Below are 21,431 nucleotides of genomic sequence, written 5' to 3'. Positions count from 1 at the left end.
TGACCGGAAGGAGTACGGCCATGACTGATCTCGTCAATCTCAGCCTCGATCAGGTGCACGCGCTCGCGTTGCGTGCCCTGACCGTCAACGGCATGGGCCAGGATCACGCCCGCGCCATCGCTGACACCATCACCCAGGGGCAGCGCGATGAGTGCCATTCCCACGGCTTGTACCGCGTGCTGGTGTGCGTGCACTCGCTGCGCTGCGGCAAGGTGGACCCGCTGGCGCAGCCTCGCGTGAGTCGCCCGGCGCCGGCCATCGTCCGTGTCGACGCGCAGCGGGGTTACTCGCTGCTGGCGTTGCAGACCGGGCTGCCGCTGTTGCTGGAGCAGGCCCGCGAGCTGGGCGTTGCGGCGCTGGTGATCCGCAACTGTTTCCACTTCTCCGCGCTGTGGCCGGAGGTGGAAGCCATTGCCGCCGAGGGACTGGTGGGCCTGGCCATGACCCCGAGTCATGCCTGGGTGGCACCGGAGGGCGGCAGCAAAGGGGTGTTCGGCACCAATCCGCTGGCATTTTCCTGGCCACGCCAGGGCCGTGAGCCCTTCGTCTTCGACTTCGCCACCAGCGCTATCGCCCGAGGCGACATCGAGTTGCATGCGCGCCAGGGCAAGCCGATTCCCCTGGGCTGGGGGCTGGATGCCAACGGGCAGCCCAGCACCGATGCCCGCGCTGTACTGGAAGGCGCCATGCAGACTTTCGGCGGTCACAAGGGCTCGGCCCTGGCGGCGATGATCGAACTCATGGCCGGGGCACTGATCGGTGACCTGACCAGTGCCGAGTCGCTGGCGTTCGACGCAGGTGCCGGAGCGACGCCATGCCATGGCGAGCTGTTGCTGGCGTTCGATCCGGCGCGTTTTCTGGGCAGCGAACTGGAAACCGGACGGCAGCGCGCCGAGACCCTGTTCAGCGCCATGACCGGGCAGGGCGCAAGGTTGCCCTCACAGCGGCGATTCGCGGCCCGCCAGCGCAGCCAGCAGGAGGGTGTCTGGGTAAGCCGGGTGCTGCTGGACGATATCCAACGGCTGATCAATCAGCCTAATTCCCTGATCTGACGGACCTTGCCATGAAACGTATCCATGTCATCGATTCGCACACTGGCGGCGAACCTACGCGCCTGGTCATAGACGGCTTTCCCGAGCTGGCCGGCAGCACCCTGGCCGAGCAGCGCGACAGCTTGCGCAAGCAGCACGACCGCTGGCGCCGTGCCTGTCTGCTGGAGCCGCGCGGCAATGACGTGCTGGTGGGCGCGTTGTACCGTCCGCCGGTTTCGCCCGGCGCAACCTGCGGGGTGATCTTCTTCAACAACGCCGGTTACCTCGGCATGTGCGGCCACGGCACCATCGGCCTGGTGGCGTCCTTGCAGTACCTGGGCCTGATGGCGCCCGGCGAGCACCGCATCGACACACCGGTGGGCACCGTCAGCGCCATGCTGCACGAGGACGGCAGTGTCACCCTCGGCAACGTGCCGGCCTATCGCTATCGCCGTCAGGTGCCGGTGGACGTGCCGGGACACGGCGTGGTCCACGGCGACATCGCCTGGGGCGGCAACTGGTTCTTCCTGGTCAACGACCACGGCCAGACCCTGCACCTGGACAACGTCGACGCCCTCAGCGCATACACCTGGGCGCTGTTGCAGGCCCTGGAGGCACAGGGCATCGGTGGCGAGGACGGCGCACCTATCGACCATATCGAGTTGTTCGCCGAGGACGATGAAGCGCACAGCCGCAACTTCGTCATGTGCCCCGGCAAGGCTTATGACCGTTCGCCCTGCGGCACTGGAACCAGCGCCAAGCTCGCCTGTCTCGCCGCAGACGGCAAGCTCGCTGCCGGGCAGACCTGGGTCCAGGCCAGCATCACCGGCAGTCGCTTCGAGGCGCGTTACCAATGGGAGGGCGAGCGCATTCGTCCCTTCATTACGGGGCGCGCCCATCTGACCGCCGCCAACACCCTGCTCATCGATGAGCAGGACCCCTTCGCCTGGGGCATCTGAGCCCCCTTCGGCCCATTCTCAATCCCTGCTCAAGGAGCGACAGCAATGAATATCGATATCTTCCGTGGCTGCATTCCCGCCCTCATGACGCCCTGCACCGAGACGCGTCAACCCGACTACGATGCCCTGGTTGCCAAGGGCCGCGAACTGATCCAGGCCGGTATGAGCGCCGTGGTCTATTGCGGCTCCATGGGTGACTGGCCGCTGCTCAGCGAAGCGCAGCGTCAGGAGGGGGTGGCGCGTCTGGTGCAGGCTGGCGTGCCCACCATCGTCGGCACGGGGGCGGTGAATACCCGTGAGGCGGTGTCGCACGCGGCCCACGCGGCCAGGGTGGGTGCCCACGGGCTGATGGTGATTCCGCGCCTGCTCTCCCGTGCGGCTTCGCCGGCTGCGCAGAAGGCGCACTTCAGTGCCGTGCTGCAGGCGGCGCCGGAGCTGCCTTCGGTCATCTACAACAGCCCGTATTACAGTTTTTCCACCCGCGCTGATCTGTTCTTCGAATTGCGTGGGCAGCACCGCAACCTGATCGGCTTCAAGGAGTTCGGTGGCGCGGCCGACATGCGCTATGCCGCCGAGCACATCACCTCCCGCGATGACGACGTGATTCTCATGGCCGGTGTCGATACCCAGGTGTTCCACGGTTACGTCAACTGCAACGCCACCGGCACCATCACCGGCATCGGTAACGTGCTGCCTCGTGAAGTCCTGCAACTGGTCGCTCTGAGCCGTCAGGCTGCCAGCGGTGATGCCCGCGCGCGGCGCCTGGCCCTGGAGCTGAGTGCTGCGCTGGAGGTGCTCTCGTCCTTCGACGAAGGCTGCGACCTGGTGCTGTTCTACAAGTACCTGATGGTGCTCAACGGCGACCGCGAGTACCGCCTGCACTTCAACGAGAGCGATGCCCTCAGCGATTCCCAGCGCCGCTATGCCGAGCAGCAGTACAGCCTGTTCCGCCAGTGGTATGCCACCTGGACCGCCGAACACAACCTCGCGTGAGTTCGCCCGCCCCGCCAGCCATCGGTACGGCGGGGCCAACCCCGTAACGCTAAGGATGCACCATGACTCTTACAGGCAAGATGCTGATCGGCGGCGCGGCCGTGTCCGGCGTCGGCAGCGTGTTTCACGCCATCGATCCCGCCACCGACCAGCTCCTCGATCCGGCCTACCACGGCGCCTCTCGCACGCAGGTGGAGCAGGCGTGCGCCCTGGCCTGGGCCGCCTTCGATGACTACCGAGAGACCACGCCGTCAGCCCGTGCGGCCTTTCTGGAGGCCATTGCCGAGTCCATCGAAGCCCTGGGCGAGGCGCTGATCGAGCGGGCCATGGCCGAGACCGGCCTGCCCCAGGCGCGCCTGCAGGGCGAGCGTGCGCGTACCTGTCAGCAACTGCGTACCTTCGCCCGCACCCTGCGCGCGGGTGAGTGGCTGGACGTGCGTATCGACCGCGCGCAACCCCAACGTCAACCCCTGCCGCGACCCGACTTGCGCCAGCGCCAGGTGCCACTGGGGCCGGTGGCGGTGTTCGGCGCGAGCAACTTCCCCCTGGCGTTCTCCGTGGCCGGTGGCGACACCGCCTCGGCGTTGGCGGCGGGCTGTCCCGCGGTGGTCAAGGCCCACGGCGCTCACCCCGGCACCAGTGAGCTGGTCGGCCAGGCGGTGCGTCAGGCGGTGGCGCGCTGCGGTCTGCCCGAGGGTGTGTTTTCGCTGCTGTTCGGTGCCGGGCGTGAGGTCGGCCTCGGCCTGGTCGGTGATCCGCGTATCAAGGCGGTCGGCTTCACCGGTTCGCGCGGTGGCGGTCTTGCCCTGTGCCAGGCGGCCCAGTCCCGACCCGAGCCGATCCCGGTTTACGCCGAGATGAGTTCGATCAACCCGGTGCTGCTGTTTCCGGCCGCGCTTGAGGCGCGCGGTGAGGAACTGGCTCAGGGTTTCGTCGCTTCGCTGACGTTAGGGGCAGGTCAGTTCTGCACCAATCCGGGCCTGCTGCTTGCCCCGCGCGGAGCGGCATTGGATAGGTTTCTCGTGACGGTGGCCGAACAGCTCAGGCAGTGTCCGGCACAGGTGATGCTTACGCCGGGTATCCATCAGGCATTCAGCGCCGGTGTCGAGGCGCTGGCTGCACACCCTCAGGTGACGAAGGTCGCCAGCGGCTTGCCGGGAGACGGGCCGAACCGCTGCCAGGCGCAGGTGTTCATCACGGACGCCGAGGCCTTCCTCGCCGATCAGGCTCTGCATACCGAGGTCTTCGGCGCGGCGGCGCTGCTGGTGCAGTACGACGACGTGGCGCAGGTTCGCCATCTCCTCGACGCGCTCGAAGGCCAGCTCACGGCCACCTTGCAACTGGACGCTGCCGACTTCGACGCCGCTCATGCCCTGTTGCCGGCGCTGGAGCTCAAGGCCGGTCGGGTGCTGGTCAATGCCTGGCCGACAGGTGTGGAAGTGTGTGATGCCATGGTTCATGGCGGGCCGTTCCCGGCCACCTCGGATGCGCGTTCCACCTCGGTGGGCACGGCCTCCATTCGTCGCTTCCTGCGGCCGGTGTGCCTGCAGGGTTTCCCGGATGGGCTGCTGCCGTTGGCCCTGCGCGACGCCAATCCGCTGGGGTTGCGGCGACTGATCGACGGCGAGCGGGAGGTCTGATCGATGAGCGATCACTTGGCGGTCGATGTCGATGTGGCCGTGGTCGGCGCCGGTATCATCGGGGTCGCCTGCGCCTTGCAACTGGCGCGTCAGGGGCTGCGGGTGCAGGTCTTCGATCCGGATGGCATCGGACAAGGCGCCTCGTTCGGCAATGCCGGGCACCTGGCCACCGAGCAGGTGTTTCCGATTGCCGACTTCTCCATCCTCAAGCGTCTGCCCGCCATGCTCCTCGACCCGATGGGGCCGCTGCGTCTGGACTGGACCTATCTGCCGCGCGCCACGCCCTGGTTTCTGCGCCTGCTGCTCAATCTGCGGGCCGCGCCGTTCGCGCGCACCGTGGCCGGGCTGCGCGGGCTCAACGAAGCCAGTCTGAGCGCCTGGCGGCGCACCTTGCAGGCTATCGGTCGGCCAGAGCTGTTGCGTGAGGACGGCTCGCTGCTGGCCTATGAGCACGAGCAATCGCGCCCGGCGCTGCAGGCTCTGCAGGCGCGCATGACGGCGCAGGGTGTCCCGGTCGACTACTGGGACGCGCAAGCCGTGCGCGCGGCGCTGCCCACACTCAGCGATGGCCTGCGCGGTGGGTTGTTCTTTCCCGCCACCGGGCACTTCATCGACCCCTACCGGGTGGTGGCTGAACTGGCTCACGCCGCTCAAGCACTGGGCGTGGTGTTCCATCAACGCCGGGTGGTGGACGGGCACCTGTTGCCGGGCGGCGTTGCGCTGCGCTTCGACGGCGGCGTACTGCGCGCGCGCCAGGTGTTGCTGGCCTGTGGTGCCCACTCGGCCGCACTCACCGCGCGCCTCACCGGCAGGCGGGTGCCGTTGGATACCGAGCGCGGCTATCACCTGATGTTGCCCCGGGAGCAGGGACGCTTACCCTTCGCCCTCACCTCCTTCGAGCGCCGCTTCATCATGACGCCCATGCAGGACGGCCTGCGCCTGGCGGGCACCGTGGAGTTCGCCGGGCTCAACAAGCCTGCGAACATGGCCCGTGCCTGGCAGTTGCAGCGTCTGAGCGAGGGGCTGTTTCGCGATGAGTTGAACCTCGAGGGCGCCAGCCCGTGGATGGGCATGCGGCCTTCGTTGCCGGATTCGCTGCCGGTCATCGATCAGGTCGAACAGGGACGCGTACTGCTCGCCTTTGGCCATCAGCACCTGGGCCTGACGCAGGCTGCCATCACCGCCGAATACATTGCCGAGCTGGTTCGGGGGCAAGCCTTGCCGGAGCTTGCGGCCTATCGGCTGGGGCGCTTCGCCGGCTAGCTGGCGATGGCTCGGGTATCACGATCACGGGCCGGTCGGTGCCGGCCCGATCATGTTGAACGCGGATCAGTCCGCCCCCCATTGCTTTGCTAGACTCTTGCACTCAAGGCCTGCGGCAACGCACCGCAGTGTCGTGCTGACATCCTCTGTTTAGAGTCGCGCCCCATGAAACTGGCTCGCAAAGACCGCTCACTGACCGCCTGGGTGCTGTACTTCAGCATCCTGTTCGGTGCGTTCGTCTGTGCGATCAGCCACGGCCAGATGGCCGGTATGCAGCTCAGTGGCCTGGATGGCCAGTACTGCTCCTTCGATGGCAATTTCGGTGCTGGCGCCGACCTCGATGGCTCCGGCATCGTCGCGCCGAACCCGGCTACCGGTTCCAACTGTGCGCTGGCCAGCCTGTTCAGCGCGATCATTCTCGCCGCCTTCTTCGGCTTGCTGGGGCTGCTGGTTGCCGAGCGCATACGCCCGCTGGCGGCTCTGCATATCCCCCGTCTGGCCCGCTATCGCTGGCCTCCTGCCAACCCCCGCGCTTCTCCTTTTCTCGCCTGATCCGTCCGCCCGTTCAGGGCGTCCCTATCATGCGAATGCCTCGCCCTGTGTCCATGACTGCGGCAGGCTGGAGAAAGCTCCATGGCGTCTTCCCCCGATTGCACCGCACCCGCCCGTGAGCGTGCGGCGTCCTCGTTCTACAACCTGGCCTGGCGCTGGCACTTCTATGCCGGGCTGTTCGTCATCCCGTTCATGATCCTGCTGTCGATCACCGGGATCATCTACCTGTTCAAACCGCAGCTCGACGTCTGGATGTACGCCGAGCTGATGCACGTACCGGTCGCCGAGCAGCGCCTCAGCGCCGATCAACAACTGGCCATCGTCCGTGAAGCCTACCCGCAGGCAGTGGTCAGCCAATATCTGCCGCCCGCTGCGGCGGATCGCAGTGCGCAGTTCGTGATCGATCAGAACGGCCAGGTGTTGAACCTGTTCGTCGATCCCTACAGCGGTAGCCTCCTTGGCAGCCAGGATGCGCTGTGGAACCTGCAGGCGGTGGTGCGCAAGCTGCACGGTGATCTGCTGATCGGTACCGTCGGCGACCGGCTGATCGAACTGGCCGCTGGCTGGGGCATCGTGCTGGTGGTGTCCGGGATGTACCTGTGGTGGCCGCGCGGCAGCAGTTGGGCGGGTGTGCTGTGGCCACGCCTGAGCGCGCGAGGGCGCCTGTGGTGGCGCGACCTGCATGCGGTGACCGGCTTCTGGGGCAGCGCGTTGCTGCTGTTCATGCTGCTCACCGGCATGACCTGGACGGGCTACTGGGGCGCGCAGTTCGCCGGCGCCTGGAACCACTTTCCCGCCGCGATGTGGGATGACGTGCCCAAGTCCGGGCAACTGACCGGAAGCCTCAACAGCAGCAGCCAGCAAACCGTGGCCTGGGCGGTGGAAGTCACGCCGCTGCCAGCGTCCGACCCGCATGCCGCGCATCACGGCCATGCCGGGCATCAGGCCGCAGCGGCCTCCACCAGCCTGCTGCAGCATGTGGTCGACAGCGCCGCCGAGCGCGGTGTTCAGCCCGGCTACAGCATCAGTCTGCCGAAAGGCGAGCAGGGCGTTTATACCGTGGCGTTGTTCGCTGACGACCCACGTAACGACGCCACGCTGCATTTCGATCAATACAGCGGTGCGGTACTCGCCGACGTGCGCTGGAAGGACTACGGCCCAGTGGCGAAAACCGTGGAAACCGGTGTGATGCTGCATGAAGGCAAGCTGTTCGGCCTGGCCAACCAACTGCTGATGGCGGCGATCTGCATGCTGATCATCTTCAGCTCCGTCAGTGGCTTGGTGCTGTGGTGGAAGCGCCGCCCTGCCGGACGCTTCGGTGTGCCGCCGCTGCGCCACGACCTGCCGCGCTGGAAGACCGCCATCGGCGTGATGATCGTGCTCGGCGTGATCTTCCCGCTGGTCGGTGCTTCGCTGTTACTGGTCTTCGCTCTTGACGGGCTACTCTCGCGCTTTCGCCAGCTGCGGCCAGCGACCCGGCCGCTGGCATGAGTGAAAGTGAACAGTTCCATCGTCGCAAGACCTCATAGGCGCGACCCATGATTCGATTTCAAACCCGGAGGTAATACCATGACCCTGAAGAAAACCCTGCTCGGCCTGACGCTGTTGCTGCCGGCGCTGTTCGCTCAAGCCCACGAGTACGAAGCCGGCCAACTGCATATCGACCATCCCTGGTCGCGCGAGATGCCGCCGGTGGCGCCGACTGCCGCCGCCTACTTCGTCATCCACAACAAGGGCAGCGAAGCGGATCGCCTGCTCGCCGTGAGCACCCCGGTAGCCGGCAAGGCCGAGTTGCACGAGCATGTGCATGCAGGTGGCGTAATGAAAATGCAGCAGGTGCAGGACGTGGCCATCCCCGCAGGTGGCGAGGTGAAGTTCGAGCCCATGGGCTATCACGTCATGCTGTTCAACCTGAAGCAGCAGGCCAAGGACGGTGAGCGCTTCCCGCTGACCCTGACCTTCGAGAAGACCGGTGCTGTCGAGGTCGAGGTCGCCGTGCAGAAAGACGCGCCGGCGGGCCATGATCATGGCGACGCTCACGACCACGGCAAGCACCAGCACTGATGCTGTTCACGGCGCGCAGGCGCACGTTCGCCGCCCAGCTTGGGCTGCTGGCGTTCGTCCTTATCGTGCTGGCGCCCCTGGCGTCGCAACTGCGTGCCGAGCCGGCTGACTGGCGCTGGCTGAGCGAGCTTGGCTGTCATGACGGTTCGGGCAGCGTGCCGGCCTCGTTCGACAGGAGCGAGCCGGTGCTGCAGGCGGATGCCTGCGGCTACTGTTCGTTGTTCTCCCACTGCCCGGCGCTGGCCGACGACAGCTTGTCGGTTGCAAGGTGGCAGGGGCCGCTTCAGCAAACGGGCAGCGTGCAGCCGACACAGCCACTGCCTCGCGCTCATTTCCCACACGCGTTGTCACGCGCACCGCCGATGCGCGCCTGAAGTCACCCTTCCCATGAGGCAATGACCAGGCCTCTCCGCCAATCGACTTATCAGGTATTCGCATGTCCGTTTCCTTCGTTTCGGGCGCTGCTTCCGTGCGCCCTCGTTTTCCCCTGTCCGCCTTGGCTGTCGCCTGCGGCCTGTGTTCCATCCCGGCTCTGCAGGCTGCCGAGGCGCCTGTGCACGAACTGCCACCCAGTGTGATCACGGCGATCCAGCAAAGCTCGCCGCTGACCGTTGTGGCCAATCCCAAGGACCCGCGTCAGCCGGTGCCGGCCAGCGATGCGGCGGATTATCTGAAGACCATTCCCGGTTTCTCCGCGATTCGCAGCGGCGGCAGCAACAGCGATCCGGTGTTGCGCGGCCTGTTCGGCTCGCGCCTGCTGCTGCTCACCGATGGCGGGCAGATGATCGGCGCCTGCCCGGGCAGGATGGACGCGCCCAGTTCCTACATTTCGCCGGAAACCTACGATCTGCTGACCGTCACCAAGGGGCCGCAAACCGTGATCTGGGGGCCGGGCGCTTCGGCTGGGGTGGTGCGCTTCGACCGCGAGCCGGAACGTTTCGGTGAGCAGGGCACGCGCCTGCATGCCAGTGTACTGGCCGGCTCCAATGGCCGCTTCGACCGCCTGATCGATGGCGCCGTCGGCAGCGAACAGGGCTATCTGCGGGTGATGGGCAACCGCTCGCAGTCGGATGATTACGACAACGGTGACGGCGACACCATCGCCTCGCGCTGGGACAAGTGGAACGGTGACGTGGCCCTGGGCTGGACGCCGGATGCCGATACCCTGATCGAATTCAGCGCCGGCCGTGGCGATGGCGAGGCGCGCTACGGTGGTCGTGGCATGGACGGCACCCAGTTCAAGCGCGAAAGTCTCGGCCTACGCATCGAGCGCAGCAACCTCGGCGGTGTGCTGGATAAGGTCGAGGCCAAGGTCTACTACAACTACGCCGACCACATCATGGACAACTTCCGCCTGCGCGTGCCGGACCCGAGCAGCATGATGGCCGGGCCCATGGCTTCGCAGGTCGACCGTCGTACCCTGGGCGCACGCCTGGCTGCGACCTGGAAGTGGGACGACGTCGAGCTGATCACCGGCGTTGACGCTCAGCGCAGTGAGCACCGTGGTCGCCGCTCCAGCTACAGCATGATGAACGGCTACACGGACGCCGATCGCTATCCGTGGAACAAGGATGCGCTGATGCACAATTACGGCGTGTTCGCCGAGGCCGTCTGGAGTCTCGCCGAGCGTGATCGGCTGATCTCCGGCGCACGCCTGGATCGCGCTTCTGCCAGGGATTACCGGCAGCGTTTTAGCAGCATGATGGGCATGTCGCGGCCCAATCCGACGGCGGACCAGACGCGCGCCGAGACCCTGCCCAGCGGTTTCGTGCGCTACGAGCACGATCTGTCCGGCTCGCCGACCACCGTCTATGCCGGCATCGGCCACGTGCAGCGCTTCCCCGATTACTGGGAGCTGTTCTCCGCTGGTCTCAATGGCCCGGCCGGCGCGGACAACGCCTTCGCTGGAATCGAGCCGGAGAAGACCACCCAGCTCGATATCGGCATCCAGTATCAGGACGACACGCTGCAGGCCTGGGCCTCCGCCTATGCCGGGCAGATCCGCGACTACATCCTGTTCGACTACCGTGGCATGAGCACCCGTGTCGACAACGTCGATGCGCGCATCATGGGCGGCGAGTTGGGTATGGCTTACGCCTTCGATTCCAACTGGAAGGCCGACGCGACCCTGGCCTACGCCTGGGGCAAGAACAGCAGCGACGGTGAGGCGCTACCGCAGATGCCGCCGCTGGAAGCGCGCCTGGGCCTGACCTACCAGCGCGACGACTGGAGTGTCGGTGCGCTGTGGCGCGTGGTCGACGGCCAGGGGCGCATCGCCGAAGGGCGGGGCAATGTGGTGGGACAGGACCTCGACGACAGCGCCGGCTTCGGCGTGCTCTCGCTCAATGGCGCCTACCGCGTCAGCCAGCAGGTCAAGCTCAGCGCCGGTGTGGATAACCTGCTCGACAAGCGCTACGCCGAGCACCTCAACCTGGCCGGCGACGCCGGCTTCGGCTTCCCGGCTGAGACCCGCATCGACGAGCCGGGCCGCACCCTCTGGGCCAAGGTCGATTTCGACTTCTAAGGCGCTTGATTGTGGGAGGGGCTTCAGCCGCGACTGGCAGGGCCCCAGTCCCTCCCTGGGTCGTAGCCCGGATGCAATCCGGGAGTTTCCCTGCCGACCTCCCCGGATCGCATCCGGGCTACTGATTTGCATGCGCTAAGAGAGTCTTAAGGTTCAGGCGCCAGAGTACTCCCCGCAGACATACTTTCCCCTGCATCGAAGAGGACTCCACCATGCGCAAACTGCTTCTGCTATCCCTGGCTCTGGCCAGCCCGCTGACCTTCGCCGCCACCGAATGCACCACCGCCGACAAGGCTCAGTGGCAGGATCAGGACAAGTTCCAGGCCGGCCTCAAGGCCCAGGGCTACGAGATCAACAAGTTCAAGGTCACTGACGGCAACTGCTACGAAATCTACGGTTTCAACAAGGACGGCAAGAAGGTCGAGATCTACTTCGACCCGGTCAGCGGTAACGCCGTCAAGAGTGACGTGGAAAGCTGATGAGCGCACCGACCACGCGCTTGTGGGACCCAGTGGTGCGCTTGTTCCACTGGTCCTTGGCCGGCGCTTTCCTGGCCAACTACTTCTTCACCGAAGAGGGCGAGAGCTGGCATCGCTGGCTCGGCTATTACGCTGTGGCCTGGCTGGCGATTCGTCTGGTATGGGGCTTCGTCGGTACGCCGGCGGCGCGCTGGGCGGATTTCTGGCCGAGCCGTGCGCGTTTGAGCGAGCACCTGCGCGCACTGGTTTCCGGGCAGCCATATCACCGCCTGGGGCATTCGCCGCTGGGCGCGCTGGTGATGCTCCTGATGATGACGCTGATGCTTGGCCTGGGTGTGACCGGCTTTCTGATGGAGGAGGTCGATTATTTCTGGGGGGCGGACCTGCCGCTGCAGATCCATGAATTCTGTGCCAACGGCCTGATGGCGCTGGTCGGCCTGCATATCGCCGCGGCGTTGTTCGAGAGCTATCGGTTGCGCGAGAACCTGCCGCTGTCGATGGTGACTGGCAAGCGGCGCACGCTCTCGGAACACTGATACCACAGTCGCGGCTGAAGCCCCTCCCACAACTCATGGGCACCGTGGGAGGGGCTTCAGCCGCGACGCTCTTGCTCAGACCAGTCGCGCGTCCAGGCTGTTCTGCGCCAGACGCCTGGCCTGGTCTTCGGTCATGCCCAGGTGTTCGTGCAGGGCGGCGAAGTTCTCGCCGACGTAGCCGCCGAAGTAGGCTGGATCGTCCGAGTTCACCGTCACCTTAACGCCGCGCTCGAGCATCTCGAGGATGTTGTGCTGGCCCATGTGCTCGAACACGCAGAGCTTGATGTTCGACAGCGGACAGACGGTCAGCGGGATCTGCTCGTCGATGATGCGCTGCATCAGGCGTTCATCCTCGATGGCGCGCACACCATGGTCGATGCGCTTGATCTTGAGCAGGTCCAGCGCCTCCCAGATGTATTCGGGTGGGCCTTCCTCGCCAGCGTGCGCCACCGCGTGCAGGCCTTCGCTACGTGCCTTGGCGAACACCCGCTCGAACAGCCGGGGCGGGAAGCCCTTCTCCGAACTGTCGAGGCCGACGCCGATGAAGGCATCGCGGAACGGCATGGCCTGCTCCAGGGTCTTGAAGGCTTCTTCTTCGGGTAGATGACGCAGGAAGCTGAGGATCAGGCCGTGGCTGATGCCCAGTTGCTTCTCGCCGTCGAGCAGCGCCTGCTGAATACCGCGCAGCACCACCTCGAAGGGAATGCCACGGTCTGTGTGGGTCTGCGGGTCGAAGAAGGGCTCGACGTGGATGACGTTCTGCGCCTTGCAGCGTTGCAGATAGGCCCAGGTCAGGTCATAGAAGTCCTGCTCGGTGCGCAGCACGTTGGCGCCAGCGTAATACAGGTCGAGAAATTCCTGCAGGTTGTTGAAGGCGTAGGCTGCGCGCAGGGTCTCGACATCGGCCCAGGGCAGGGTGATCTGGTTGCGTTCGGCCAGGGAGAACAGCAGCTCAGGCTCCAGCGAACCCTCCAGATGCAGGTGCAGTTCAGCCTTGGGCAGGGCATTCAGCCATTCGGGCATGTTCGGTTCTCGTTGTCAGGCTTGGGAATCGGCAAAGTTTAACCGCTGGGACATGATCGTGCTGCGTCGCCTAGCCCGCTGCGTAGGGTGGACACCGCTTTTCATGTCCACCGATTTGCAGGCTCCGATGCTGAAGCGGTGGATGAAAAAAGCGTCATCCACCCTACGTGGCAGTCAGCCCTATCAGGCCGTTGAATAACGTAGGCGAGGCAGCCAGTGCAAGGCAAAAACAGGCGTAAAAGCGCAGTTTACGAGTTGTAAATGAGCATTTTGAGCCTGTTTTAACGCAGCAATGGCAACGCAGGTAGTTTTTCAACAGCCTGCTATGCCTCCTCACGCCGGTAGGCATAGGTGTCGGCGAAGCGCGACAGCAGGTACTCGGCGCTGGTCACAGGCGAATACTTGGCCGGGTTGCCTGCGCTGGAACAGTTCGGCAGGCAGTCGATCAGCGTGTCGGGATGCGGTTCGGCGAAGAACGGCATGGAGTAGCGATCCACCCCCAGCGGGCTGATCACCCGATGCGGCGTGGAGGTGTAACGGTCGTTGCTCCAGCGCGCCATCATGTCGCCGATGTTGACCACGAAGCTGCCGGCAATCGGCGGCGCGTCGATCCACTCGCCACCGCGCGCGCGCACCTGCAGGCCACCGGCATCATCCTGGTAGAGCAGGGTGATGCAGCCGTAATCGGTATGCGCGCCGGCGCCTTGCTGGGAGGCCGAGCTGGCGGTGTGACGCGGCGGATAGTGGATCAGGCGCAATACGCTGATCGGCTCGTGGAAGCGTACGTCGAAGAAGTCGTGCTCGATGTCCAGGGCCATGGTCATGGCCCGCAGCAGGGTCTTGGCCAGCTCGTGCATGTCGCTGTAATGCTGTTCCATAAGCGCGGACCAGCCGGGTATGTCGGGGTGACGATTCGGCCCGCGCAGCGGTTTGCCGGCCAGCACCTCGGGGTGATCGGCGGGCATGTGGAAACCCATGTCGAAGGTTTCCTTGAGGTCGCTCGGCTTGTTCGGGTCGAGCTGCTCGGTGGCAATCGCCCCGTAGCCACGGTGGTGGGTGGTCCGGGTGATATCGATCTTGAGTTTTTCCTCGGCGGGCAGGGCGAAGAAGCGCTTCGCCGCAATGAGCAGGGCGTCGATGCGCTCCCTGCCGATTGGGTGGCCGATGATGTAGAAGAAGCCCCAGTCGCGGCAGGCGCGGTCGATCCGCTCGGCTACGGCAGGCCAGGCCGACGCGTCGTCTGTGTAGAGAGGGGCGATGTCGATGATGGGTAATGCGTTCATGTTGAGCCTCGGGTGGGCGTTGCTGCGAGTCTTCTCGTACCCAGGGCAGCGGTACGTGGCGCCGAAGACCGGCGCCACGGTGATGCGGTTCTGCTGAGACAAGCAGGGACGGCATCGGTAATTGCAAGGCGGCGGGTTTCACCTGCCCTACGATCGCATGTAGGGTGGGTGCAACCCGCCAGCCACTTACTTCGGTATTTCGGCCTTCACGTTTTCCACGTAGTAATTCATCGAGGCCAGTTCGGCGTTGGTCGCGCTCACGCCTTCGGCGATGCGCACCGCGCCGCTCTGATCCTTGATCGGGCCGGTGAAGGGGTGGAACTTGCCGCTGCGAATGTCGGCGATGATCTGCTCGGCCTCGCTCTTCACATCAGCCGGCACCAGGTCGCTGATCGGCAGTGAGAGGGTGTCTTCGGCCAGGCCGCCCCAGAAATCTTCGGATTTCCAGGTGCCGTCGATCACCGCCTGGGTGGATTTCACGTAGTGCGGGCCCCAGTCGTTGACGATCGACGTGAGCACGGCTTTCGGCCCGAAGTGGGCCATGTCCGAGGCGTAGCCGACGGAGTAGATGCCACGGCGCTCGGCGGTCTGGATCGGCGCCGGGCTGTCGGTGTGCTGGAACATCACGTCCACGCCCTGGTCGATCAGCGCATTGGCAGCGTCGGACTCCTTGCCCGGATCGAACCAGGTGTTGACCCACACCACTTTGATCTCGGTGCCTGGGTTGTACTTGTCCAGCGCCAACTGGATGGCGTTGATATCGCGGATCACCTCGGGGATCGGGAAGGAGGCGACGTAGCCGACCTTCTTGGTCTTGGTCATCTTCGCCGCGAGGAAGCCGCCGACGTAGCGACCTTCATAGGAGCGCGACAGGTAGGTGCCGACGTTCTTGTCCTGCTTGTAGCCGGTGGCGTGCTCGAAGGTGACCTTGGGGAATTGCTTGGCCACCTTGATGGTCGGGTTCATGTAGCCGAAGGAGGTGGTGAAGATCAGGTCGAAGCCGCCCTTGGCCATGTTGCGGATCACCCGCTCGGCGTCGGCACCCTCCGGTACGTTCTCGACGAAGCTGGTGGTGACCTTGTCGCCCATTTCCTTGATCAGCATCTGCCGGCCTTGTTCATGCTGGTAAGTCCAGCCATGGTCGCCGATGGGGCCGATGTAGACGAAGCCGACCTTCAGCGGGTCGGCGGCGGACGCGCTGAGCATGGTGCCAAAGCCCAGGGCGGCGACGAGGGTGCGCAGCAGCGGTTTCTTGCTCTTCTTGTGCATGGTGGGTACAGCTCCAGTCTTGGTGTTGGGATGGCCGTTGGTTGGCTGATCCCCTGACTGCAAAAAGCTGACCAACAAGACAGATAGCCGTACTGAAAGCTTTTGTGGGCAAGAGCGGAGAATGGTGTGGAGCGCTATTGGTGCGATGGGCCTGCAGATGCTGCGTTGTGGTGCGATTGCCCTGCTGCAAACCGTAGGGTGCGCCATGCGCACCGGCAGTTTCCGGTGCGCACGGCGCGCCCTATGGTTCAGGATCAGGCGTTGACCAACTGCTTCGCTGCCTGGCGGTGATCGGCGATCAGCTGCGCCACGTCCAGCCCTTCGATCTGCCCATCGATGACGCGCCAGGTGCCGCCGATCATCACCCGGTCGGCGCGGTCGGCGCCGCACAGCAGCAGTGCGGACAGCGGATCGTGACTGCCGGAGAAACGCAGCTCATCGAGTCTGAACAGCGCCAGGTCGGCCTGCTTGCCCGGCGCCAGCTCGCCGATATCGCTGCGGCCCAGCAGTTTCGCCGAGCCCTTGCTGGCCCAGCCGAGCACGCGTTGCGGGGTGATCTGCTCGGCACCGTAGCGCAGGCGCTGGATGTACAGGGCTTGGCGCGCTTCGAGGATCATGTTCGAGGCATCGTTGGAGGCCGAGCCGTCGACGCCCAGGCCCAGCGGCGCGCCAGCGGCCTCCAGTTCCACACTGGGACAGATGCCCGAGGCCAGGCGCATGTTGGAGCTGGGGCAATGGCAGATGCCGGTGCCGGCAGCGCCCAGGCGGGCGATTTCGTCGGGGTTGAAGTGGATGCCGTGGGCCAGCCAGGTGCGCGGACCGAGCCAGCCGACGCTGTCCAGATAATCCACCGTGCGCAGGCCGAACCGTTGCAGGCAGAAATCTTCCTCGTCGAGGGTTTCGGCCAGGTGGGTATGCAGGCGCACGTCCAGTTTCTCGGCCAGCTCGGCGCTCTGGCGCATGATCTCCTGGGTCACCGAGAAGGGTGAGCAGGGCGCCAGGGCGATCTGAATCTGCGCGCCATCGCCGCGCTGGTGGTACTGGCTGATCAGGCGCTGGCTGTCGGCCAGGATCACTTCGCCTTGCTGCACCGTCTGCTGCGGCGGCAGGCCCCCGTCGGCTTCGCCCAGGCTCATGGAGCCGCGCGTGAGCATGGCGCGCATGCCCAGTTCACGAACTGCTTCGACCTGCACGTCGATGGCATTTTCCAGACCGCCGGGGAACAGGTAATGGTGATCGGCAGCCGTGCTACAGCCGGAGAGCAGCAGCTCGGCCAACGCCACCTTGCTGGCCAGAGCCAGTTTCTCGGGCGTGAGGCGCGCCCAGACCGGATAGAGCGTCTTCAGCCAGGGGAACAGCGGCTGATTGACCACCGGCGCCCAGGCGCGAGTGAGGGTCTGGTAGAAGTGATGGTGGGTGTTGACCAGGCCGGGCAGCACCACGTGCTCGCGGGCATCGAAGGTTTGCTCGCAGGGGGTTGACGGCTGCTGGCCGGCACCGAGCACTTCGGCGATGCGGCCATCCTCGATCACCAGGCCGCCGGTAGCGTCCAGGTCGTTGGCGGTGAAGATGGCGAGAGGGTTCTTGATCCAGATACGGGTAGCTGCCATGAGCAGGCTCCTCTGAGGTTGATGTCAGGTAAGCCAGCTCAGTGTTGACCCTGTCTGCTGATCCAGGTGCGCCGGAACGGCGTGCAGCGCACGATAGCTGACTCGTGAGTCAGGTGCAATGTCCGGTGCGCACGGCGCATCCTAACTGGCTGCGCGCACCGTTGTTCATCTCAATGCCCCGGCTGCCAAGGCTGGCCCAGCGACACCGGCGCATACAGCCGGGTCTTGATCGCGTCGCGCGAGAGCAGCACCAGCACCACGATGGTGGCGACATAGGGCAGCATGGCCAGCAGGTTCGACGGGATCGACAGGCCGATGCCCTGTGCCACCAGGTGGAGGATGCTGGCCAGACCGAACAGGTAGGCGCCGAGCAGCACGCGCAATACGCGCCAGCTGGCGAATACCACCAGCGCCAGGGCGATCCAGCCGCGTCCGGCGGTCATGTTCTCTGCCCACATCGGCGTGTAGGCCAGTGAAAGGTAGCCGCCCGCCAGGCCGGCCATGGCGCCGCCGAACATTACTGCCAGAGTCCGCACGCGCAGCACCGGCAGGCCCATGGCGCTGGCAGCGTCCGGGTTCTCGCCGACGGCCTGGATGATCAGGCCGATGCGGCTTTTCAGCAGCACCCAGGCCACCAGGGCGAACAGGGCGAAGGACAGGTAGATCAGCATGTCCTGGGCGAACAGCATGCGCCCGATCAGCGGGATGTCAGACAGCAGCGGGATGACGATGGGCTCGAAGCCGGACAGCGGCTTGCCGACCCAGGCGGCGCCGACGAAAGTGGACAGGCCGACGCCGAAGATGGTCAGGGCCAGGCCGGTGGCCACCTGGTTGGCGTTGAAACCCAGCGCCACGGCGGCGAACAGCAGCGACAGCAGCATACCGGCGGCGATTGCCAGCAACACGCCGAGCCACAGACTGCCCGTGCTGAAGGCGACGATGAAGCCGATCACCGCGCCGAACAGCATCATGCCTTCCTGGCCGAGGTTGAGCACACCGCTCTTCTCGCACACCAGCTCGCCCAGGGCCACCAGCAGCAGCGGCGTGCCGGTGCGCACCATGGCGTAGAAGATATTGGTCAACAGATCGAGATCCATGGGGATTCCTTTGCGTGTAGCTTTTTGGGAGCGAGGGGGACGCCCAGTTCCTGCTCAAGATCAGTGTCGTCAAGGATCGCGAGCACGCTCGCTCCTACAGGTTCTTTGTCAGGCCATGGCCTCGGTGTTGTTCTTGGCGTCGCGCCTCACCCATTTCCACTTCAGCCGTGGCCGGTAGAGGATCAGCACGTCGCAGGCCAGCAGGTAGAACAGCATCATTCCCTGGAACAGCTGGGTGATCGCCTGCGGCAGGTTGAGGTTCATCTGCGCGTTCTCGCCGCCCAGGTAGAGCAACGCCATGAGCAGGCTGGCCGCGACGATGCCGAGCGGATTGAGGCGACCGAGAAAAGCCACGGTGATCGCCGCATAGCCATAGCCGGGCGAGACCTGCGGCACCAGTTGACCGATGGGCCCGGCCACTTCGCCAACGCCGGCCATGCCGGCCAGCGCGCCGCTGACCAGCAGGGCGAACCACACCAGACGCTTCTCGCGAAAGCCGACGAAGCCGGCGGCGCGGTTATCAAGGCCCAGTACCTTGATCTGGAAACCAAGAAAGCTCTTGTGCAGCAGCACCCACACCGCCACCAGGGCCAACAGCGCCAGGTACAGGCCGCCGTGCAGGCGACCGTCCTCGCTGACCAGCGGCAGGCGGCTGGCATCGCCGAACATCGCCGATTCGGGGAAGTTGAAGCCTGCCGGGTCTTTCAGCGGCCCATGCACGAAGAACAGCAGCAGGTTCAGCGCGATGTAGTTGAGCATGATGCTGGTGAGAATTTCGTTGGCGTTGAACTGCGTGCGCAGCCAGGCGGTGAGCCCGGCCCAGGCGGCGCCAGCGCAGGTGCCGGCCAATACCACCCAGGCCAGTGCCCAGCGGCTGTCCCAGTCGATCAGTTGCAGAGCCATGGCGCTGCCGGCCAGCGCGCCCATCAGCAGTTGGCCTTCGGCTCCGATGTTCCAGATGCGCGCCTGGTAGGCCACCGCCAGGCCCAGGGCGCAGAGCAGAATCGGCAGTGCCTTGACCAGCAGTTCGGACACGCCATACCAATCGCTGACCGGGGCGATCAGCAGGGTGTGCAGGGTTTGCAGCGGGTCATGGCCGAGCAGGGTGAACAGCAGCATGCCGCTGATCAGGGTCAGTACGGCGGCCAGCAGCGGCGACAGCCAGAGCATGGGGCGCGACTCCTGGCCGCGCGGTTCCAGGGATAACAGCATGACGGGCTCCGTCAGCAGGCCGCAGCAGCGGCGGGTTGATCGAATTCACCGGCCATCCAGCGGCCGACTTCCACGGTATTGACCTGTGCGGTGTCGACCAGCGGCGATAACCGCCCGCTGCACAGCGCGCCGATGCGGTCGCTGATCTGGAACAGCTCGTCGAGGTCTTCGGAGATCACCAGGATCGCCGCGCCGGCATCGCGCAGGGCGATCAGGGCGCGGTGGATGGCGGCGGCTGCGCCGACGTCCACGCCCCAGGTCGGGTGCGCCGCCACCAGCAGCTTGGGCTGTTGCAGGATTTCCCGGCCGAGGATGAATTTCTGCAGGTTGCCGCCAGACAGGCTGCGCGCCGCCGTATCGGCATTCGGCGTTTTCACCGCGAAGCGGCGGATGATCTCCTCGGCCAGCGCGCGAACCTTGCCACGCTGCACCAGGCCGCCCTTGACCAGGCCCTGGCCGAAGGCGGTGAGCAGGGCGTTGTCCACCAGGCTCATTTCCGGTACGGCGCCATGACCCAGACGCTCGGCCGGCACGAACGCCAGGCCCAGCCCCCGCCGTGCATCGGGATGCAGGTTGGCCACCGGCGCGGCATCGATGCTCACCCGTTCGCGTTCGCCACGCGGCAGGGGTGTTTCGCCGCTGAGCAGGGCGAGCAACTCGTCCTGGCCATTGCCAGCCACGCCGGCGATGCCGACGATCTCGCCGCTGCGCACTTCCAGGCGAATGTGCTCGAGCGAGCAGCCAAAGGGGTCGGGGTTGTGCCAGCTGAGGTCATCGACGCGCAGCCGTGGCAGGCCGCCGCTGACCTTCGGGTAGCTGCTTTCCAGTCCCTCGGCATCACCGACCATCAGTCGCGCCAGCTGCAGATCCGAGCACTCGGCCGGTACGCAATGACCGGACACCCGGCCGCCACGCAGCACCGTGGCGCTCTGGCATAGCGCGCGTACCTCGCCGAGTTTGTGGCTGATAAACAGAATGCTGCAGCCCTCGGCGGCCAGGCGGCGCAGGGTGACGAACAGCTCGTCGGCCTCCTGTGGAGTGAGCACCGAGGTGGGCTCATCGAGGATCAGCAGTTTGATGTCCTGCATCAGGCAGCGGACGATCTCGACCCGCTGGCGCTCACCGATGGACAGGCTGTGCACCAGGCGCGTCGGCTCCAGCGCCATGCCGTAGCGCTGCGACACCTCGCGGATCTTCGTCTCCAACTGCTTCGGTGTACCGGCCTGCGCGCCCATGGCCAGGGCGATGTTCTCGGCAACGGTCAGCGTCTCGAACAGGGAGAAATGCTGGAACACCATGCCGATACCCAGGCCGCGCGCCATGGCCGGATCGCGCATCGTCAGCCGCTCGCCCTGCCAGCGGATTTCGCCGCTGCTGGGTTGGGTGACGCCGTAGATGATCTTCATCAGGGTGCTCTTGCCTGCACCGTTCTCGCCCAGCAGGGCGCGGATCTCGCCGGGGGCGATGGCCAGGTCGATACGATCATTGGCCAGGCAACCGGGGTATTGCTTGCTGATGGCTGTCAGGTGCAAGCGTGTGGCATCGGGTGAGGCAGGCATGGAAAACGCTCATGGCAATAACTGAGCAGGGCTAAAGCAAAAACTTGGCCAGGAGGTCAGAAAAGCCTGCGGCGTGTGATTACGCCAGCGACCTGTTTTTGATCCATGCACACAGTTGGTGCTATCCGTCTCGTAGAGTGCGCCATGCGCACCGCATTCGGGCGCCTGTTGCAGGTGACATCGGTGCACACGGCGCCCCCTGCGGTCGTGGCCGTAGCCCGGAGGCAATCCGGGAATGGCTCGAAGCCACAGCCTGCGGCCACCAGAAAAGCAAGTAGTCTGGCTTGAGCGCAGCGATACCGGGGGCGGCTTTAATGCTGCTCAACCCATCTTGTGA

At 65.4% G+C, this 21,431-nt stretch carries 19 protein-coding genes; 12 read left to right on the top strand and 7 right to left on the bottom strand.

What is annotated here, in order from left to right; genetic code table 11:
• Positions 1 to 20: 20 nt before the first annotated feature.
• From H3221_RS07030 to H3221_RS06975, 12 genes are all read left to right on the top strand, one after another.
• A complete protein-coding gene (locus H3221_RS07030) occupies positions 21 to 1,052 on the top strand; it encodes an Ldh family oxidoreductase (RefSeq protein WP_196473518.1) in 1,032 nt (343 codons plus the stop codon).
• A gap of 11 nt (positions 1,053 to 1,063) precedes the next feature.
• Positions 1,064 to 1,990 (top strand): 4-hydroxyproline epimerase, encoded by a 927-nt coding sequence (locus H3221_RS07025; RefSeq protein ID WP_196473519.1) that lies wholly within the window; start codon positions 1,064 to 1,066, stop codon positions 1,988 to 1,990.
• Between the two features lie 45 nt (positions 1,991 to 2,035).
• The gene (locus H3221_RS07020) at positions 2,036 to 2,983 is read left to right on the top strand and encodes a dihydrodipicolinate synthase family protein (protein WP_196473520.1); all 948 of its coding nucleotides are present in this window, start codon (positions 2,036 to 2,038) and stop codon (positions 2,981 to 2,983) included.
• 62 nt (positions 2,984 to 3,045) lie between these two features.
• The gene (locus H3221_RS07015; RefSeq protein ID WP_196473521.1) at positions 3,046 to 4,623 is read left to right on the top strand and encodes an aldehyde dehydrogenase (NADP(+)); all 1,578 of its coding nucleotides are present in this window, start codon (positions 3,046 to 3,048) and stop codon (positions 4,621 to 4,623) included.
• 3 nt (positions 4,624 to 4,626) lie between these two features.
• Positions 4,627 to 5,886: an NAD(P)/FAD-dependent oxidoreductase gene (locus H3221_RS07010; RefSeq protein WP_196473522.1), complete on the top strand. Its 1,260-nt coding sequence runs from the start codon at positions 4,627 to 4,629 to the stop codon at positions 5,884 to 5,886.
• Positions 5,887 to 6,051: 165 nt separating this feature from the next.
• Positions 6,052 to 6,438 carry a DUF2946 domain-containing protein gene (locus H3221_RS07005; protein WP_196473523.1) on the top strand — a complete coding sequence of 129 codons (387 nt, stop codon included), beginning with the start codon at positions 6,052 to 6,054 and terminating at the stop codon, positions 6,436 to 6,438.
• A gap of 81 nt (positions 6,439 to 6,519) precedes the next feature.
• A complete protein-coding gene (locus tag H3221_RS07000) occupies positions 6,520 to 7,929 on the top strand; it encodes a PepSY-associated TM helix domain-containing protein (RefSeq protein WP_196473524.1) in 1,410 nt (469 codons plus the stop codon).
• A 78-nt stretch (positions 7,930 to 8,007) separates the two neighbouring features.
• A complete protein-coding gene (locus H3221_RS06995) occupies positions 8,008 to 8,502 on the top strand; it encodes a copper chaperone PCu(A)C (protein WP_196473525.1) in 495 nt (164 codons plus the stop codon).
• The gene (locus H3221_RS06990) at positions 8,502 to 8,876 is read left to right on the top strand and encodes a DUF2946 domain-containing protein (RefSeq protein ID WP_196473526.1); all 375 of its coding nucleotides are present in this window, start codon (positions 8,502 to 8,504) and stop codon (positions 8,874 to 8,876) included. Before H3221_RS06995 ends, H3221_RS06990 begins: the two co-directional genes overlap by 1 nt.
• Before the next feature lie 62 nt (positions 8,877 to 8,938).
• The gene (locus H3221_RS06985; RefSeq protein WP_196473527.1) at positions 8,939 to 11,026 is read left to right on the top strand and encodes a TonB-dependent copper receptor; all 2,088 of its coding nucleotides are present in this window, start codon (positions 8,939 to 8,941) and stop codon (positions 11,024 to 11,026) included.
• Between the two features lie 212 nt (positions 11,027 to 11,238).
• Positions 11,239 to 11,505: a PepSY domain-containing protein gene (locus H3221_RS06980; protein ID WP_196473528.1), complete on the top strand. Its 267-nt coding sequence runs from the start codon at positions 11,239 to 11,241 to the stop codon at positions 11,503 to 11,505.
• Positions 11,505 to 12,041, top strand: a complete 537-nt coding sequence (locus tag H3221_RS06975; RefSeq protein ID WP_196473529.1) for a cytochrome b/b6 domain-containing protein — start codon at positions 11,505 to 11,507, stop codon at positions 12,039 to 12,041. Before H3221_RS06980 ends, H3221_RS06975 begins: the two co-directional genes overlap by 1 nt.
• A gap of 75 nt (positions 12,042 to 12,116) precedes the next feature.
• Here the strand turns inward: H3221_RS06975 and H3221_RS06970 are convergent, their stop codons facing one another.
• From H3221_RS06970 to H3221_RS06940, 7 genes are all read right to left on the bottom strand, one after another.
• A complete protein-coding gene (locus tag H3221_RS06970; RefSeq protein WP_196473530.1) occupies positions 12,117 to 13,064 on the bottom strand; it encodes an adenosine deaminase in 948 nt (315 codons plus the stop codon).
• Between the two features lie 323 nt (positions 13,065 to 13,387).
• Positions 13,388 to 14,347 carry a 2-oxoglutarate and iron-dependent oxygenase domain-containing protein gene (locus tag H3221_RS06965; protein WP_196473531.1) on the bottom strand — a complete coding sequence of 320 codons (960 nt, stop codon included), beginning with the start codon at positions 14,345 to 14,347 and terminating at the stop codon, positions 13,388 to 13,390.
• A gap of 186 nt (positions 14,348 to 14,533) precedes the next feature.
• Entirely contained in the window at positions 14,534 to 15,616 is a 1,083-nt protein-coding gene (locus H3221_RS06960; RefSeq protein WP_196473532.1) for a BMP family ABC transporter substrate-binding protein, read from the bottom strand.
• Between the two features lie 254 nt (positions 15,617 to 15,870).
• Entirely contained in the window at positions 15,871 to 17,226 is a 1,356-nt protein-coding gene (locus tag H3221_RS06955) for an 8-oxoguanine deaminase (protein WP_196473533.1), read from the bottom strand.
• Positions 17,227 to 17,396: 170 nt separating this feature from the next.
• Complete coding sequence (locus H3221_RS06950) at positions 17,397 to 18,323, bottom strand: ABC transporter permease (RefSeq protein ID WP_196473534.1); 927 nt, start codon at positions 18,321 to 18,323, stop codon at positions 17,397 to 17,399.
• Between the two features lie 108 nt (positions 18,324 to 18,431).
• Complete coding sequence (locus H3221_RS06945) at positions 18,432 to 19,535, bottom strand: ABC transporter permease (RefSeq protein WP_196473535.1); 1,104 nt, start codon at positions 19,533 to 19,535, stop codon at positions 18,432 to 18,434.
• A gap of 11 nt (positions 19,536 to 19,546) precedes the next feature.
• Positions 19,547 to 21,094, bottom strand: coding sequence for an ABC transporter ATP-binding protein (locus H3221_RS06940; protein ID WP_196473536.1), 1,548 nt, complete (start codon positions 21,092 to 21,094; stop codon positions 19,547 to 19,549).
• Between the last annotated feature and the right edge of the window lie 337 nt (positions 21,095 to 21,431).

Origin of the sequence: Pseudomonas chaetocerotis (genome assembly GCF_015712105.2) — a bacterium.
GTDB lineage: Bacteria > Pseudomonadota > Gammaproteobacteria > Pseudomonadales > Pseudomonadaceae > Aquipseudomonas > Aquipseudomonas chaetocerotis.
This window is presented reverse-complemented; position numbering and strand designations above follow the sequence as displayed.

Excerpts from the sequence above, each read along its gene's own strand:
- H3221_RS07030 (WP_196473518.1), top strand. The coding sequence starts at position 21 with ATGACTGATCTCGTCAATCTCAGCCTCGATCAGGTGCACGCGCTCGCG.
- H3221_RS07025 (WP_196473519.1), top strand. The coding sequence starts at position 1,064 with ATGAAACGTATCCATGTCATCGATTCGCACACTGGCGGCGAACCTACG.
- H3221_RS07020 (WP_196473520.1), top strand. The coding sequence starts at position 2,036 with ATGAATATCGATATCTTCCGTGGCTGCATTCCCGCCCTCATGACGCCC.
- H3221_RS07015 (WP_196473521.1), top strand. The coding sequence starts at position 3,046 with ATGACTCTTACAGGCAAGATGCTGATCGGCGGCGCGGCCGTGTCCGGC.
- H3221_RS07010 (WP_196473522.1), top strand. The coding sequence starts at position 4,627 with ATGAGCGATCACTTGGCGGTCGATGTCGATGTGGCCGTGGTCGGCGCC.
- H3221_RS07005 (WP_196473523.1), top strand. The coding sequence starts at position 6,052 with ATGAAACTGGCTCGCAAAGACCGCTCACTGACCGCCTGGGTGCTGTAC.
- H3221_RS07000 (WP_196473524.1), top strand. The coding sequence starts at position 6,520 with ATGGCGTCTTCCCCCGATTGCACCGCACCCGCCCGTGAGCGTGCGGCG.
- H3221_RS06995 (WP_196473525.1), top strand. The coding sequence starts at position 8,008 with ATGACCCTGAAGAAAACCCTGCTCGGCCTGACGCTGTTGCTGCCGGCG.
- H3221_RS06990 (WP_196473526.1), top strand. The coding sequence starts at position 8,502 with ATGCTGTTCACGGCGCGCAGGCGCACGTTCGCCGCCCAGCTTGGGCTG.
- H3221_RS06985 (WP_196473527.1), top strand. The coding sequence starts at position 8,939 with ATGTCCGTTTCCTTCGTTTCGGGCGCTGCTTCCGTGCGCCCTCGTTTT.
- H3221_RS06980 (WP_196473528.1), top strand. The coding sequence starts at position 11,239 with ATGCGCAAACTGCTTCTGCTATCCCTGGCTCTGGCCAGCCCGCTGACC.
- H3221_RS06975 (WP_196473529.1), top strand. The coding sequence starts at position 11,505 with ATGAGCGCACCGACCACGCGCTTGTGGGACCCAGTGGTGCGCTTGTTC.
- H3221_RS06970 (WP_196473530.1), bottom strand. The coding sequence starts at position 13,064 with ATGCCCGAATGGCTGAATGCCCTGCCCAAGGCTGAACTGCACCTGCAT.
- H3221_RS06965 (WP_196473531.1), bottom strand. The coding sequence starts at position 14,347 with ATGAACGCATTACCCATCATCGACATCGCCCCTCTCTACACAGACGAC.
- H3221_RS06960 (WP_196473532.1), bottom strand. The coding sequence starts at position 15,616 with ATGCACAAGAAGAGCAAGAAACCGCTGCTGCGCACCCTCGTCGCCGCC.
- H3221_RS06955 (WP_196473533.1), bottom strand. The coding sequence starts at position 17,226 with ATGGCAGCTACCCGTATCTGGATCAAGAACCCTCTCGCCATCTTCACC.
- H3221_RS06950 (WP_196473534.1), bottom strand. The coding sequence starts at position 18,323 with ATGGATCTCGATCTGTTGACCAATATCTTCTACGCCATGGTGCGCACC.
- H3221_RS06945 (WP_196473535.1), bottom strand. The coding sequence starts at position 19,535 with ATGCTGTTATCCCTGGAACCGCGCGGCCAGGAGTCGCGCCCCATGCTC.
- H3221_RS06940 (WP_196473536.1), bottom strand. The coding sequence starts at position 21,094 with ATGCCTGCCTCACCCGATGCCACACGCTTGCACCTGACAGCCATCAGC.